This window comes from Exiguobacterium aurantiacum, assembly GCF_001766415.1.
Taxonomy (GTDB): domain Bacteria; phylum Bacillota; class Bacilli; order Exiguobacteriales; family Exiguobacteriaceae; genus Exiguobacterium; species Exiguobacterium aurantiacum_A.
This window is the reverse complement of record NZ_MKXO01000006.1, coordinates 11,902-27,739: the sequence shown is the minus strand read 5'-3', so window position 1 is coordinate 27,739 and position 15,838 is coordinate 11,902. Positions and strand designations below refer to the sequence as shown.

The 15,838-nt window shown below is 52.6% G+C and carries 16 protein-coding genes; 4 read left to right on the top strand and 12 right to left on the bottom strand.

Annotated elements, in window-relative coordinates:
- Window positions 1-4: 4 nt before the first annotated feature.
- Window positions 5-1,198, bottom strand: a complete 1,194-nt coding sequence (locus tag BJU60_RS11550) for an NAD(P)/FAD-dependent oxidoreductase (protein WP_070329006.1) — start codon at window positions 1,196-1,198, stop codon at window positions 5-7.
- A gap of 196 nt (window positions 1,199-1,394) precedes the next feature.
- Entirely contained in the window at window positions 1,395-2,042 is a 648-nt protein-coding gene (locus tag BJU60_RS11545; RefSeq protein ID WP_070329005.1) for a peroxiredoxin, read from the bottom strand.
- A gap of 260 nt (window positions 2,043-2,302) precedes the next feature.
- On the opposite strand from BJU60_RS11545, the gene BJU60_RS11540 reads away from it, so the two are divergent.
- Window positions 2,303-2,785: a Dps family protein gene (locus BJU60_RS11540; RefSeq protein WP_236635990.1), complete on the top strand. Its 483-nt coding sequence runs from the start codon at window positions 2,303-2,305 to the stop codon at window positions 2,783-2,785.
- Window positions 2,786-3,035: 250 nt separating this feature from the next.
- Here the strand turns inward: BJU60_RS11540 and bsh are convergent, their stop codons facing one another.
- The 7 genes from bsh to BJU60_RS11510 all read right to left on the bottom strand — a co-directional run bounded on the left by bsh (window position 3,036) and on the right by BJU60_RS11510 (window position 8,392).
- Window positions 3,036-4,010, bottom strand: coding sequence for a choloylglycine hydrolase (gene bsh / locus BJU60_RS11535; RefSeq protein WP_070329003.1), 975 nt, complete (start codon window positions 4,008-4,010; stop codon window positions 3,036-3,038).
- Window positions 4,011-4,139: 129 nt separating this feature from the next.
- Window positions 4,140-4,298: a hypothetical protein gene (locus tag BJU60_RS15265; RefSeq protein ID WP_016509914.1), complete on the bottom strand. Its 159-nt coding sequence runs from the start codon at window positions 4,296-4,298 to the stop codon at window positions 4,140-4,142.
- A 103-nt stretch (window positions 4,299-4,401) separates the two neighbouring features.
- Window positions 4,402-5,004: an NADPH-dependent F420 reductase gene (locus BJU60_RS11530; protein WP_254281701.1), complete on the bottom strand. Its 603-nt coding sequence runs from the start codon at window positions 5,002-5,004 to the stop codon at window positions 4,402-4,404.
- Complete coding sequence (locus BJU60_RS11525; RefSeq protein WP_016509926.1) at window positions 5,001-5,474, bottom strand: hypothetical protein; 474 nt, start codon at window positions 5,472-5,474, stop codon at window positions 5,001-5,003. Before BJU60_RS11525 ends, BJU60_RS11530 begins: the two co-directional genes overlap by 4 nt.
- Window positions 5,475-5,571: 97 nt before the next feature.
- Window positions 5,572-6,375, bottom strand: coding sequence for an ABC transporter ATP-binding protein (locus BJU60_RS11520; protein WP_070329001.1), 804 nt, complete (start codon window positions 6,373-6,375; stop codon window positions 5,572-5,574).
- Window positions 6,372-7,418 carry a FecCD family ABC transporter permease gene (locus tag BJU60_RS11515; protein ID WP_016509927.1) on the bottom strand — a complete coding sequence of 349 codons (1,047 nt, stop codon included), beginning with the start codon at window positions 7,416-7,418 and terminating at the stop codon, window positions 6,372-6,374. Before BJU60_RS11515 ends, BJU60_RS11520 begins: the two co-directional genes overlap by 4 nt.
- Window positions 7,415-8,392, bottom strand: coding sequence for a FecCD family ABC transporter permease (locus tag BJU60_RS11510; RefSeq protein ID WP_254281696.1), 978 nt, complete (start codon window positions 8,390-8,392; stop codon window positions 7,415-7,417). Before BJU60_RS11510 ends, BJU60_RS11515 begins: the two co-directional genes overlap by 4 nt.
- Before the next feature lie 128 nt (window positions 8,393-8,520).
- On the opposite strand from BJU60_RS11510, the gene BJU60_RS11505 reads away from it, so the two are divergent.
- From BJU60_RS11505 to BJU60_RS11495, 3 genes are all read left to right on the top strand, one after another.
- Complete coding sequence (locus tag BJU60_RS11505; RefSeq protein WP_070328999.1) at window positions 8,521-9,456, top strand: ABC transporter substrate-binding protein; 936 nt, start codon at window positions 8,521-8,523, stop codon at window positions 9,454-9,456.
- Window positions 9,457-9,703: 247 nt separating this feature from the next.
- Window positions 9,704-10,795 (top strand): RNA-guided endonuclease TnpB family protein, encoded by a 1,092-nt coding sequence (locus tag BJU60_RS11500; protein WP_070328998.1) that lies wholly within the window; start codon window positions 9,704-9,706, stop codon window positions 10,793-10,795.
- 170 nt (window positions 10,796-10,965) lie between these two features.
- Window positions 10,966-11,148, top strand: a complete 183-nt coding sequence (locus tag BJU60_RS11495) for a PspC domain-containing protein (RefSeq protein WP_035386443.1) — start codon at window positions 10,966-10,968, stop codon at window positions 11,146-11,148.
- A gap of 39 nt (window positions 11,149-11,187) precedes the next feature.
- Here the strand turns inward: BJU60_RS11495 and BJU60_RS11490 are convergent, their stop codons facing one another.
- The 3 genes from BJU60_RS11490 to BJU60_RS11480 all read right to left on the bottom strand — a co-directional run bounded on the left by BJU60_RS11490 (window position 11,188) and on the right by BJU60_RS11480 (window position 15,771).
- Window positions 11,188-12,534: an FAD-dependent oxidoreductase gene (locus BJU60_RS11490; protein ID WP_070328997.1), complete on the bottom strand. Its 1,347-nt coding sequence runs from the start codon at window positions 12,532-12,534 to the stop codon at window positions 11,188-11,190.
- 193 nt (window positions 12,535-12,727) lie between these two features.
- The gene (locus tag BJU60_RS11485) at window positions 12,728-13,021 is read right to left on the bottom strand and encodes a YesK family protein (RefSeq protein WP_070328996.1); all 294 of its coding nucleotides are present in this window, start codon (window positions 13,019-13,021) and stop codon (window positions 12,728-12,730) included.
- 104 nt (window positions 13,022-13,125) lie between these two features.
- Window positions 13,126-15,771, bottom strand: a complete 2,646-nt coding sequence (locus BJU60_RS11480; protein WP_070328995.1) for a hypothetical protein — start codon at window positions 15,769-15,771, stop codon at window positions 13,126-13,128.
- Window positions 15,772-15,838 lie beyond the last annotated feature (67 nt).

Here is a 15,838-nt window from a genome sequence, read left to right as displayed (position 1 = left end):
CCCCTCACATCGTCCCTTTTAACATGCCGTTCCAATACATGATCGGAAGGAAATCTTTTTTCAAGATGTACATACTATGTCGCTCTTTTGCTTGATTGAACGGCATCGACTCTTGGGGAACCTTCTCATAATCAAATTCAGCGAGGATTAACTTGTTATATCCTGTGACAATCGGACACGAAGAGTAACCATCATAAGAAGCCACCACGGGCATGTTGTCGATAAGTGACAGCAAATTCGCCACAACGACCGGGGCCTGCTTACGAATCGCCGCCCCTGTTTTCGATGTGGGAAGGTTTGTACAGTCTCCAATCCCAAAAACGGTATTGAACGATTGATGTTGGAGGGTATGTTTATCAACATTGACCCATCCTCCTGCGTCACTTAAGGGACTGTTTCGAATGAATTGTGGTGAACGCATCGGTGGTGTGACATGAATCATGTCATAGCGAATTTCGAATCCACGATCTCCGTCTAAATCTTCGAATACAGCGATCTTTTCTTCAGCACGAATCTCTATTAAATTGACACGAAAATGTGTTTCGATGTCTTTTCGATCAACTACCTTCTCCAACGCGTTGCGATATTTTTCAACATCAAATATTGCTGGATTTGCCGAACCAAAAATGATTTCACTCTGATCACGAAGTCCTTTTTTCTGTAAATGGTCCTCGACGAGATACATAATTTTTTGCGGCGCCCCCCCGCATTTCACCGGAGATGCAGGATGCGTAAAAAGGGCCGTTCCGCCTTTGAACTGACGTAACGTTTCCCATGTGTAATCCACATGTTCAAACGAGTAGTTGCTACAAACTCCATTCGTGCCTAGTGATTCTTTCAAACCCTTGATTTTTTCCCAATCAATTTCAATCCCCGGCGATACGACTAAATAATCGTATTGTATCTTCCCGTGTTTAGCTGTCTCTACTTGTTGCTCATTAGGTAAGAACGTGGTCACTCTATCTTGTAACCACTCAGCCCCTTCTGGAATCAACGTTTCCATATCACGTTCTGATTCTGACTTCTGGGCAGCACCAGCTCCCACAAGTGTCCAGAGCGGTTGATAATAATGTTTTTCAGCCGGATCGATTAATAACACCTCTCCGTTCAAGCTCTTTCGTTCTCTCAACAGACGCGCAGCGACACTGATTCCTCCTGTCCCAGCGCCAATAATAACGACTCGAAAACGCGTTTTCATGGAACTCCCCCTCTTTTGTTTTTCTCTCTGATTGATATCATCTCTTTTGAACAAACTACAACAATCAACCATGAGATTTATCACATTACTATCTTAGTTGAAAGCGCATGCAAGACACATAGGGGGATTCCCTCAATTCGACACGAGCCATACCCTTATCAGAGAATTCTGAGGAAGGTATGGCTCGTTTATAACTTTAAATTTCCTTTTTACAGAAATACCAATCTACACACTCGTATCGTGGGTCTTTTGCCCGTTCTTCAGCTTCTTTCTGTGTCTTAGGCGGTTTGACAATGACTTTATCACCTTTCACCCAGTTTGCAGGGATTGAAACCATATGTTCGTCCGCAGTTTGAAGTCCGTCGAGCGCACGCAAAATTTCTTGCATATTGCGTCCTAAGCTCAAAGGATAGTAGATGATTGTACGTACTGTTTGATTCGGATCAATGATAAAGACCGCTCGTGACGCCTCCGTTGTCCCGCCTTCTGGCATCAACATCCCGTAGTCCGTTGCGACTTTTTGATCAAGGTCTGCAATGATCGGGAACGTCAATTCGACACCGAACTTCTCTTTTACATTCAAAACCCAAGCAATATGAGATGACACACTATCAACACTGAGACCGATCAAGTCAGTATTGCGAGCTTTAAGTTCAGGGTAGATTTCTTGAAAAGCAATAAATTCTGATGTACAAACAGGAGTGAAGTCAGATGGGTGTGAGAAAAGAATCCACCATCTTCCTTCAAAGTCTTTATTCGTGAGCGTCCCATGCGTGGTTTTCGCTTCAAATGCTGGAGCTTGTTCACCGATGCGAGGCATTGGTTTAATAATTGTTTCATTCATAAATGATAATTCCTCCTACTTGATAATTTATATTACATGATAATTATTATCGATAATCACTTCTTCGTATATAGGGGTATTCCCTCAATTGTCACGTAGACCTTTGCATATGTTGAGCCAAGCCGTTATCGATATGGATATAATGGGTACCAAAGAGTTGTCAGAAATTCGTTTTTTATGTGTAACACTCTCGTTGCCCTTGAATGTTTAAATCGCATAATAATCGAGATGACAGCTTTTTTAAATGTGTTTGTTAAGAGATGGATAAAAATGCATTGGAGGAATTTATGATGGCAAGTCAGATTGCATTGGACACACTGAACAAAGAAGTTGCGAACTACGGACTACTCTATGTCAAATTACACAACTACCATTGGTATATTAGCGGCCCACACTTTTTCACATATCATGAAAAGTTGGAGGAACTATACAAATTAACCGCTGAACTTTATGATGACGTGGCTGAGCGTCTTCTTATGAATGATGGAACACCTTACGCAACGATGAGAGAATACCTTGATCATGCAACGTTAAATGAAGGTGACCGTAATAATTCTACGGATATGATGATTGAAGAAATAATCGAGGACTTTAAAGCGATTCGTAAAGAGATGCAAGAAGCCATGGAGCAATTCGAAGATGGAGATGAAGCCATCGAGGATACTTTTGTATCACACATCGAACAACTTGAAAAAGAAATCTGGATGCTCTCTACAGCACTAGGCAAAAAAACGAAGTTATGATGATTTACTATTTGGTAGAATGATACTGTTTTTAATAACTAGATAGGTGAACATAAAAGACTATCGTGCACTCAGAATACATTTGAGGCAGCGTAGACATAAAAATGGTACACAGAAGCAAACGACGACTGTGTAAAAACGTAAGAGACTGAGCGTCTATACGAAAATTGGCAACACGAACGATAAACCTCCGCTCTATAACACACAAGCTCTCTCGCTTCAGCTTTCTGCTGGGCAAGAGGGCTTGTTGTCAGTTCGCGTAATGAATCTGTTGCCCGGTGACGAGCGGGTAAACAATCAGCCGCGTCCCGTCTAAGTCTTCATTGAACAGCGACACGGCCGTGATCTGGCTGTTCTCATACGTTTGATAGTAGTAGATGCCTCGGTCCATATTGCAGCAAGACGAGTAGGTCGTATATTCGAACGTCCCATCTGCTGCCTCGTTCAGCCCCCGTGTCTGCATCACGGTGTCCAACAGCTTGAAGAACTGGCTGACGCTCTCGGACTCGGCCTGCCCGGAGACCGAGTTGAATTTGGCGAACGTCGCTCGTACGAATCGCGACGTCGACGATAAGTCCCCGGGTAACCCATGACCGCCTAAGCCGAGGCAATACGGTTCGAGCTCGAGTGCTTTCGCAAACGTGTTGTCCGGTAGCTTCGTCGACAGATGGCGGTAGTCGTTCAAATTGAACAGTTGATAGTCGAACGAAGGATTGTTCGTCAATACGCCGACCGGATTGTCGTACACACGCAACCCGTTTTTAAGTGGTTCCACGACAATCGACTGCTGTTGGTCGGCAATCATCCAATGGAGCGGATGCAGCCGCAGTTCATTGCTGAAATCGATGTTGACTAAGTTGATCGTCTCGAGTCGTTGCTTCGCCTCGCCCACCGTGGCACACTTTCCGAGTATCCACGGGATGAACTCGAACGGAGACACATTGTCTAACCCGCTCGCTTCCGGTTTGAAGTCGGCGTTGCCCGGAAAATTAAGACCGGCCATACTGAGACCAGATTCATTTGTCGCATCATAATAGAGCGGATAGTCGTCGACGATTGTCGCCATCCCGATCATCGCGTAATGATGAGGGGCATCGCCAACTCGTCTATATTTAAAGGGATAGTTCCTGGGCGTGATCGTCACTTGCTCGTGATAAGAGACGTTCAGGTCAAGATTGCGTCCGAAATAATGGTCTTTTGTCGAATACGTGATGGCTGTACACATAACAGGACTCCTTCCGTTCAAAAACAGACAACGACACTCTTTGGTCTATTCACGTTATCTGGAGACTTCAACCACAGTTCCTGACGACAAAAGACCGGTCAAGCTGTCGCTTTACCGGTCTCATATGCTTTATAACACGATAAACCCGACCGTCAATAGTCCATACATGAAGCCAAGGACAATCACGCTGATGGCGATCGATTTATACTGCGGATACTTATGTAACACGACCGCTCCCGCGATGATGTGGATGAATGCGACGATAAACGTCAAAATGGCAAAGCCCATACGTTTCCTCCTACAGCTAAAATAGCGTTCGCCATCATTATAACCATACCGACCGCCTCAATCTATAACAAGACAGCCACGCAAGCACGCGGCCGTCTTTTGGTTAGAAACTATTCTCTTTTAAGTAGAATGCGAAATTGCGATGTTTCCGCTCTTTCGTCGCGTAATGAATCCATAGCCAGGCGAGCGACTCGAGTTCACGGGCGAGCTTCAAGTGGTGGAGCGTATGCGCGTCGAAGCCGATCTTCGAGGCCAAGCCTTGAACGGCCCGGACCGCCTCCTGATCGTCCCCGGCGATAAACATCATCGACTTGTTCGGATTCTCCAAGTTCTCGACCCCGGTCTGGTTGAACGCCTTGACGATGCGGACGTGCGGGGCCAAGTCCTGCAGATGTTCGGCCCCCGACTTCCCATCCGGCCGCTCAATCGCGTCAAACTCTTTCGCGATCGGGTTCGTCACATCGATAACGATCTTGTCGTTCAAATCCCGGAGCGACTGAATCAAATCGATCGCCGCCGCGAACGGTGTCGTCAGTAACAGAACGTCACTGTTTGACGCTACTTCTTGGAGCGACATCGTTCCCTCTCGTTCCGTCCGAGTCCCGTATAACACGTCATAGCCGACGTCCTCGAACTTGCGGCCGAGCGTCCGCCCGACCTTGCCGGCTCCTAATATCCCGATCTTCATGTATCGAGTCCCCCTTATAATTCTTCGTCCGTCCGCGTAATCGTCCCACCGAGTTCGCTTGCGAGCCCGTCGAGCACCGAATGGTCAAACTCTTCCCCAATCCCCATCACACCGGTCTGCCCGGGCTCGATGTTGCCGACGGTCCGTTTGAACGTCTCTTGAATGCTTTGGACGTGTTTCAAATCTTTCGTCCCACCGATCAGTCCGCCGGTGAGCGTCCCGAACAGAATTCCGAACGGTCCCCCGAGGATACCAACCGCCATCCCGATCAACGCGCCTTTCGTCGACTTCGTCACCGGTTTCAACTGCACCGCGTCCTCAAATGAAAACGCCCCGTTGTCCTCGCGCTTGATGACGACGAGTTGTTCGAACCCGATAAGCCCGTCGGCGTGATACTTTTTCAACTTGCTGAACGCCTGATACGAAATCGCCTCTTCTGGAAACGTGAACGTGACGATATGGTACGGCTGTTTTTCCTTCTTACTCATGTCGGCTCCTCCTTTTACACATACAGGGACACATCAGCTTTCCTTTAGTTCTTCCCCGGGTTCAGACGAAAAAAAACCTAGTCCGAAGACTAGGCGTTCAAGGATGTTTCTCATTCAATTCATAATGCGAGTACGGGATACAGAGCGGCGTCCCGTACAGCGGGTCTTTCGTGACGACGACTTTTAAGCCGAAGACGTCTTTCATGAACGTCTCATCGACGACGTCGTTCGGATCGCCTTGACGGTAGACGTTGCCGCCCGCGAGTGCGATGACGTGATCAGCGTAACGACAAGCGAGATGCAAGTCGTGGAGCACCATGATGATCGTCTTGCCTTCCAACCGGTTCAACCGGTACATCAAGTCGAGGATCTCGATTTGGTGCGACATGTCGAGGTACGTCGTCGGCTCATCGAGAAGGATCGTCTCCGACTCTTGGGCAAGCGCGAGGGCGATCCAGACGCGCTGCTTCTGCCCACCCGACAAGTTGCTGACGAGCGTGTCTCGAAGCGAGACCGTGTCTGTGAAGGCGAGCGCCCGCTCGACGGCGCGCTCATCGTCTTCCGAATAGCGCTTGAAGAACGTCTGGTACGGATAGCGGCCGAAGCGGACGAGCTGTTCGACGGTCAGGCCGTCCGGAGCGACGTTCACTTGCGGCATGAACGCCATGAGCCGGGCCGCTTCCTTCGCCCGGTAAGCGTCGAGCGGCTTATCGCGGAACGAGACCGTGCCTGCTAAAGCGTCGCGCTGCCTCGCGAGCGTCGATAAAAGCGTCGACTTCCCGCACCCGTTCGCGCCGATGAGCACGGTGATCTTTCCGTGTGGGATCGAGAACGTCAAATCGTCGAGCACCGTCTTCTGTTCATAGCCGATGGCGACTTGCTGTAAATCAAATGTATTCATCTCATGCTTCCTTTCATCATACGGCGAAGTAAATAGAAGAAGTACGGCGCACCGATGACGGCTGTCATCACACCGGTCCGGAGCTCATACGGATAAAAGATCGTCCGCCCGATCGCGTCCGCCAACACGACGATTGTCGCCCCGACGAGGAGCGTCGCCCAAACATAAGGCAGTTTCAATCCTTGGCGGGCGATATGCGGCGCCATCAGTCCGACGAAGCCGATGGCGCCGACGAAGGCGACACCGATGCCGGCGAGTAAACACGACAACAAGAGCGTCCCCCGCTGGATCCCGCGCACCGGCACCCCGATGCTCGTCGCGACCGCCTCACTGATGTGGAGCGGCCGGACGTGCCGTTCAATCAAGAAAGCAGCGAGTAAAAATAAGATCGCGAGCGGGACCATGATCGTCAGTTGCTTCCACGTCGCTGCGTACACTGTACCGGTCAACCATTGTTGAATATCGTTCTTCCGATAGACGTTCGAGGCGAGCATCATGAACTGGACGAGCCCTTGCGAGAAGATGCTGATCCCGATCCCGATGAGTGCGAGTCGGACCGGCGGGACGCCGCGCTTCAATAAATAAAACAAAAACGCCCCGACCACGAGTGCCCCGGCAAATGAGGCGAACGGGATATAGGCGAGCGGGACGGACAACTGATTCGTCCGCTCGTCGGTGAAGACGGTAAAGAACGTCGCCGTCGCCACCCCGGCCCCGCCGACGATCCCGAAAATCTCGGGTGAGGCGAGTTCGTTTTTAATGGTCAACTGTAACAAATGCCCGCTGACGGCGAGACAAGCCCCGGCGGTGATCGCCATGAGCACGCGCGGCATCCGGAACTCGTAGACGATGAGCTCCGCGAACGCGTCACCCGATCCGACGAAGAGTGCCCCGAGTGACCACGGCGTCAAAAACGTTTCTCCGATGGCGAGACCTAAATAAATGGCAATGATGAGACCGACAAGTAAAGCAACCGCCAAGACGACTTCACGCCTCCTGAGCGTGAACGAGAACGGTCCTTTTCGAAAACTGTATGATTTCATGACTTAAAGACTCCTTGTCTAGCACTGACGAGATAGATGAAGAAAGCTCCACCGATGACGGCGAGCACGACACCGACCGTGACTTCGCGGGGGAATAAAATGATACGTCCGAAAATATCGGCCGCGAGCAACAGTACACTTCCGAGCAGGGCGCTCCCGAGCAACCTCGCGAAAAACGCCGTACCGAACATGTACCTAGCAAGGTGCGGGGCGAGCAATCCGACAAAAGCGATCGGACCGGCCAGCGCGACACCGAACGCCGACAAGACGACGGCGAGCGTCACGGCGACGAACTTCACAACCCCAACGTTTTGACCGAGCGAACGGGCGACTTGATCACCGAGCGACAACGTCTCAAGTTCTTTACTGATGAAGATGACGAGCACGGTCGCGCCAATCATCCATGGCAAGAGCGTCGTCACGAGCGTCAGCGATCGTCCTGCGACTGACCCGGTCAGCCAAAATAGCACTTCGTCGAGCGCCCCTTCCTCATACGCGATAATCGATTGGGTGAACGAACTGAACAGCGCCGCGAGCGATGCGCCGGCGAGCGTCATATACATGACGTTGCCACCGTTCGCGCTGAGGAGATAGACGATGACACCGGCGATAAAAGCTCCAATGAGTGCGGCCGTCGTGAACGAGGCGATACTGCTGAACCCGAACAGCGTCACGAGCACGATGGCGAGACTCGCCCCGGCGTTGACGGCCAAAATATCGGGTGACGCGAGCGGGTTGCGCGTCACGAGTTGAAACAAGAGTCCGGCCAAGCCGAGGACACTCCCGACGACGAGGGCGACGGCGGTCCGCGGAATCCGATTGTCCTCTAAGGCGATCATCGCCTTAGAGGATACGTCACCACCTAAGCCGAGCACGTCTTCGTGACCGACCGGGATGACGCCGACCCGTAAACTGATATAACTCAAGATTGGTAATGCGATGATCAAGGCAAATAGTTTGATCCACGGTTTCATCATTTCCTCACTTCTTTCCTCCCCTACCATAGCAAAATCTCGCTGTTAGAAAAAGGGGTTGACAGTGATAATCATTATCACTTATAGTCGGGAAGGAAAACTTACTATACAGAGGAGACTTTATCCATATGAAAAAACTTACATTAGCGTTACTCACGCTCTGTCTGACCGTTGTCCTCGCTGCTTGCGGCGGGTCGGAAGAGGCGAGCAACTCGAACGAATCAGAAGAAGCAGCGACGCGCACGGTCGAGCACGCCATGGGCACGGCTGAAGTCCCAACAGAACCGAAACGCGTCGTCGTCTTGACGAACGAAGGGACCGAGGCGTTGATCGCCCTCGGTGTCAAACAAGTCGGTGCCGTCAAGTCATGGAACGGTGACCCGTGGTACCCGCACATCGAGTCTGAGATGACAGATGTGACGGAAGTCGGGACAGAGAGCGAGGTCAACCTCGAGGCGATCGCGAAACTCGAGCCAGACCTCATCATCGGTACGAAGCTTCGCCAAGAGAACATCTATGACAAGCTGAACGCGATCGCACCGACGGTCATGTCAGAGACGCTTAAAGGCGACTGGCAAGAGAACTTCGCGCTTTACGCGAACGCCCTCAACCTCGAAGACAAAGGAAAAGATGTGTTAGCCGACTACGACCAACACGTCGAAGACACGAAAGCCGAGCTCGGCGACGCTGTGAACAAAGAACTGTCGGTCGTACGTTTCCTTCCTGGCGCGTCACGCATCTACTTCACGGACAGCTTCTCAGGCGTCATCTTAGGCGACGTCGGCGTCAAACGCCCAGCGTCACAAGACCGCACGGAATTCGCTGAAGAAGTCACGTTGGAACGCATCCCCGAAATGGACGGCGACCATATCGTCTACTTCACATACGGTGGTGCGGACGGATCGAAGACGGCCGAAGAATGGCAGTCGAACCAGCTTTGGAAAGACTTGAAAGCCGTCAAGGCCGGTGAAGTGACCGAAGTGAGCGACGATACGTGGAACACGTCAGGCGGCGTCTTGTCAGCCAACGAAGTACTCGACGAACTCGTCACCATCTTAAAATAAGCAAAAGCGCGCCAAGTCGGCGCGCTTTTTTTAACATAATTAAGCGAGAATTCTCCCACCTCTAAGCGTCTGGGGCGAGGCCCAACGTAGGTGGGAGATGAATCGCCCGTACATAAACCTCTTGGCCACCCCTGTGACAGATATGACGAACATAAGTTCGTAATTCCGTCAGATTTCCCTTCCCCCGTCGCGGGTATCGGATGAGGAAGGCGTTCATCACGATCATCGGCCGAGAGGAGGGGGAGACATGCTGAAGGGCTACAAATACAGGCTCCACCCGACGGCGGAACAGGCCGATTTTCTGGTCAGGACGATCGGCTGTGCCCGGTTCGTCTACAACAAGCTGCTCGAGGACCGCATCGCCCTCCACGAGGAGGCGAAGGCGAACGGCGGGCCGAAGCGGAAGCCGCCGACGCCGGCCTCCTACAAGCCCCTGTTCCCGTTCCTCGCCGAGGCGGACAGCCTCGCGCTCGCCAACGCGAAGCTTCACCTCGACGCGGCGTTCGCGAAGTTCTTCGCCGGGACGGCCGGCTTTCCGGTGTTTAAGTCGAGACGGAAATCGCGCGCCTCCTACACGACGAACAACCAGCACGGCACGATCCGCATCGAGGGGGACCGGGTCCGGCTCCCGAAGGTCGGGTTCATCCGCTTCACACAGCACCGAATCTTCGACGGGGCCATCCGCTCTGCGACCGTGTCGATGACGAAGACGGGCAAGTTCTTCGTGTCGCTCCTCGTCGAGCAGGACGACGAGCCGTGGGTCCCGGCCGAGCACAAGATCGGGATCGACCTCGGCCTCGGGCACTTCGCCGTCATGACGAACGACGCGCTCGTCACGGAGAAGATCGCGAACCCGCGCAACCTACGAAAGGCCGAGGCGCGGCTCAAACGCACGCAGCGTGCGCTCTCCCGCAAGAAGCCCGGCAGCCGGAACCGCGAGAAGGCCCGGCTCGTCCTCGCGAAGAAACACGAGCAGGTCAAGAACCGACGGCACGACTTCCTCCACAAGCTGTCTAGACGCATCGTCGACGAGAACCAAGTCGTCGTGGTCGAGACGCTGAAGCCGAGGGAGATGATGCAGGACCGCCGCCTGGCGAAGTCGATCGGGGACGCCGGGTGGGGCGAGTTCGTCCGCCAGCTCGCCTATAAATGCAGGTTCCACGGCCGGACGCTCGTTCAAGCCGATCCGTGGTTCGCCTCGACCCAGGTCTGTTCGGCCTGCGGCGAGAACGGCGGCAAGAAGGACCTGCACGTCCGCGAGTGGACATGCGCCGCATGCGGCGCGCACCACGACCGCGACGTCAACGCGAGCCTCAACCTGTTGGGTCTCGCCGACTGAAACACCCCAGGGCAGGGACTGCCCGACGAGCTTGGTCCACAACCGTGGCTGGTCAAAGCATGGTCTTCCCAAGAAGCTCCCACTTCAAGTTGCGAAGCAAATAAGTGGTGAGTAGTTCACTACACATATGGTAAAATTTACATATCAAATTCGAGATGGGAGTCTACTTTATGCAACGTGCTCTTCGAAAATCCGCGACCGACCGTTCTCTCGCCGGTGTCTGCGGCGGCATCGCCGAGTACTTCGGCATGTCCTCGCTCGGCGTCCGGTTACTCTTTCTTATCATGCCCGGAAACATCCTCGTCTACATCATCCTCGCCAACTCGATGCAGGACGCGCCACGTTACCTATAAAAAAAAGATTCGAAAGCGGCTGCTTTCGAATCTTTTGCGTTATGCGTTGACTTTGTCTTTCATCGCCGCGAGCGCTCCACTGTTGATGAAGTGCCACGGCTTGTTGTAGTGCGGTTGGAAGAAGAAGTCGACGTAGGCGAGCTCTTCGACCGTCATCTCGTTTTGGATCGCGAGCGACAGCGTGTTGACCGCTTGCGTCATGTCCGCTTTCGAGAGCACTTGCCCCCCGACGACACGATGTGTGCCGACTTCATAAACGAGTTTGAACTGGACCGGTTCGGCCGTCGGCATGAACTCTGGACGGTACGCGTCCTCGATCACGACGCTCTCGACGTCGAGACCGAACAATCCGGCCGCTTCTTCCGTGAGACCTGACGAAGCGATGTTCCAGTCATAGAGACGAAGTCCCGACGTCCCTTGCGTCCCTTGGTAACGGACACGTGGCGTGACGAGGTTCTCGGCGACGAGCGTGCCCATGCGGACGGCGTTCGTCGCGAGCGGGATGTAGGCGTGTGTGCGCGCCGGGTTGTAGTAGACGGCACAGCTGTCACCAGCTGCGAAGACGTCCGGGTTGCTCGTGCGCATATATTCGTCGACGATGATGGCGCCGTTGCCGAGCATGTCGACTTGTCCTGCGAGCAGTCCCGTGTTCGGGCGGAAACCGACACATAGAATGACGAGGTCGGCTTCGAACTCACCTTTGTCGGTGACGACGTGCGTGACGTTTCCGTCTGTGCCGCGGAACGCTTCGACCGTTTGGCTGAGCTCAAGGTCGATACCGCGTGACGTCATGTCGGCTTCAAGTTGGTCCGTGAACGACTTGTCGAGGTACTTGTTCAAGATGCGGTCAGCACTGTCGATGAACGTGACGTGCTTGCCGTACACTTCGAACGCCTCGACGAGCTCGACGCCGATATAGCCGGCACCGATGACGGCGATATTTGTCGCACCCTTAGCCCGCTCGATGATGCGCTGAGCGTGACCATAGTTTTTGCAAAGTTCGATCCCAGTCATCTCGATGCCAGGCAGCGTCGGGACGATCGGCCAAGATCCTGTCGTCACGATTAAACGGTCGAACGTGTCATATACGTCTGCACCCGTCTCGAGGTTTTTGGCGTGGACCGTCTTCGCTTCCGCATCGATGTTCAACACGTCATGCTTCATGCGCATCGTCGCGCCGAGTTCTTCGAGCTCGGTCGGTGATGAGTAGAACAATTCTTCAGCGCGTTTGACGACGCCGCCGACGTGGAGGGCGATCCCACACGAGAGGAAACTGACGTTGTCGTTCCGCTCATACACGGTGATGTCGAGATTGTCGTGCTTGGCGAGTAAGCCTTTGACTGCTGCTGTTCCTGCGTGTGTACATCCGATGACTGCGATTTTCATATGGTAGTCTCTCCTTTGAGTTGTAGGCAAGTTAGTGTTTGTGACAAATATCACATTCGCTTTCTGAACTTAGTGTACTATTTCACAAGAAGGTTTGACAATCCCTTTGCTCAGTTTTTCACGTAATTATGTCTAAAGTTTGAACGACGGTTATGACGACAAAAAAACCGCTCCGCGACCGGAACGGTTTTGATCATGAATTGGACGTGCGTCTCGCTTTCACCCAGTGATAGATGACGACACCGATATAGGTGACGAGCCCGATCACGTACAAACTGAAACCGATCAAACTCCAGCCCATCCCGTCCCAGCCCCGGACGAAGACGAGCCCGACCATGAACAGGACATAGCCCATCACCACGAGCGTCAACGGAAAGACGAGTCTCCGCCTGTATAGTAACTTCAAAAAAGATAGCACGACGAGTAAGAGCACCGTCGTCAACATCCCTGTGACGATGAGCGCGTCCCCGTAATATTCCCAAGCCATCGCTTCTCCCCCTGACTTGTGTTTGATTGGTTTCATCGTATCACTTTCTTGTCACATTCCCCATCTCAGAAAAAAGCCATCCGCTTCAGCGAATGGCTCCTCTATTACCGTACATAAATTGTTTTCGTCACACTCCGACCTTGCGGCGTCACGAGACGGAGCGTCAATTTCGTCCCTTTCTTTTGTGAGGCGAAACTGAGCGTCGTCGACGTAGCCGTCACCGTCTTCTTGGTGAGGACGGTCGAGCCACGTGTGAGCGTCAACGTGCCGTATGCGACGTTCGAAGTCGCCTTGAGTGTCTTCGACGCACTCGACGGAATCGTTGTCATGAGTGTAGGCGTCGGACCAACAGTCACTTTCGACGTCTGCACATGGCGGAACAGTCCTCCTTGACTCGTCAAGGACAGCGTCCCGTTAATCGGCTGACGGGTGAAGCGGAGCGTCACTCGCCCGGTACTGCTTGCCTTCGCCGTAGCAAGTACTTTCGAACCGTTCTTCAACGTGACGGTACTGTTCGGAATCACGTATCCGACCCAAAGCGACTTCTCATCGTTGATTGAGAGCGTCGACAGCGATGTCTTCGGCAAATTGACCGAGACGTCACGCGACTTCGATCCGACCGCCGCTCGGACACGAATCACATCTCCCGGTTTGGCCGGGACCGTGTATCGCGTCGTCGACAGACGTTTCGCCGTGACGAGCTTATCATTCACGTAAAATCGAACAGTCGCCGTACTCGTCTTCTTGATCGTGAGCGTCGCCTCTGTCTTCGTCATCAGCGTGTCCGTCACACTGAGCGTCGGTGTGAACGCTTGGACCTTTTTCGTGAGTTGGTACGTCGCATCGCCGCTCGAGCGTGTGACGAGAATGACCTCCCCTTCTTTCAGTGGGGTGTCGAACGTGTACGGCATCGCGCGTGTTGTCGCCACATGCGTACCATTTCGATAAATGCGATAGGCCTGATCGGTACTCGATGTGACATTGATGGATTTGTCATACATCAACGGTGTCCGAGTCCACGAAAACACAGGCGGTTCCACTCTTGTCTCAACGGTTGTGAGCCGGAACGCTGAAGCGGGTGCCTCTTTTAATTTGTAGTAGACTTTTGTTCCGGTGTCTACAGGCATCGTATTGAACTCTTTAATCGAAACGAGCCCGTCCTCATCTGCCTGCTCATTCAAAACTTCGTAGTATTTCCCACTGCGAATCAACACATCCACCGAGGCGTTCGGCGTCGTTTTCAACGTGACACCTGAAGTGACCGTTTTCGTCAGAACCGAGATGCCGTTCGGTGACGTGTCCTCACTCTCCTTGACCGTCTGAAGTTCGATTGGTTCGGCGTACACGCCCGACTTACTACCGATTTTCACAGTCACGCGAGATCCCGGTGTGAACCAACGCGCAGGTTGCCACGTATAGCGCCCTGATTCATCCGATTGGACCGTCGTCGATTGATAGTTCAACAATGAATCCGATGAATTCGATTGATACAAGTTTTTCGTCACGCTGACAAACACCGGCGTGTTCGGCGCCGTCTTCCCACTGATCGGACCTAATACGCCCGACGGTGGATCGAGTGTGAGGGGTACGTAATTCGACGCCCATAAATCTAAGCGTCGGTCCAAATCATTCCACTCGAAAATCATGTCATAAGAACCATTCGTCTGCAGCGTCAGTTTGTCTTGCTCCCAGACGAATGGATCGTCTTGGTAAGCTAAACGGGCCTTCAACTCGGTACCCGAGACAGGTAAAACCGTCCCATCGACAAGTGTCACGGTTCCGTTCACTTCATAGGGACGACCTACTTCATAACGTGCCGTCGTTTTCGGCACGTTGACAAGCAGTTTCCATGGTGCTTTCCATAACGACTCCGGCGTATAACCTACCGTGCGGTTTTCAGAAAAGACATACCACGGTCCGTGCTGTCGGACGTCCGCGTCATCGATCGGCGCTTCTCGCCACTCATTCGTCGCCACGTTATAACTGACATAAAACGTCGTGTACATCTTTCGAATCGTGAAGTAGTAGACGCCGTCTTTCCAACTTAGATTCCTTACGTCTGGCGCATCTTTCTCAATCCATCGTTTCGTCGCTATATCGAATATATTGAGATGTTCCCAGTCACCGGATTTTGTGACGACCCACTGGTTCGCTCCCTTGATCAACGACGCTCCCCTCACCTGGCCCGTATATGAACCAAGCGTCTCGAACACTTCACCCGTCACTGTCCGTTTCGTGATTTGGCCATCCACGAATGCGAGGACATTTCCGTCGTCGAGCAGTCCGTATGCTTCATACATACTCTCTTTAGTGATCGACCCGAGGATGTCCCCTGCCATCGACGTGGTGACATATTTTTTGTCGTCGGTCCATAAAACTGTTTCCGCCGACTGATTGATCGCAACGACTGCATCCAGACCGCTTCCCGGCTCAATCGGAAAGCTTGAACCTGAATCGGTATGGATATCCCATACCATCCATTGTTGCCACCCTTCCAAAATAAATCGACCGTCCCCGACTGCGTGAATGTTGTGCAAGACGGACACTCGAATCGGTAATGTATAGACTTCACCGGTCTTCACATGGACGAGCGTCTCAGGATCTCCTGAGCGCCACACATATTCACTATTTCCTACCACTTCTCCTGCCGGAATGACTTCAGGCTTGGCATAACCCTCTGCCCGAACGTCTAATCCGGGCGCTGCCACCATGACGAGCACAACGAGTATGCTCCATAACCATTTGTTCATCGTTCTCCTCATTTCTGTTTATGAATACATAACTTTCAAAAATAATCCATTTTTAATTCAACCTTCC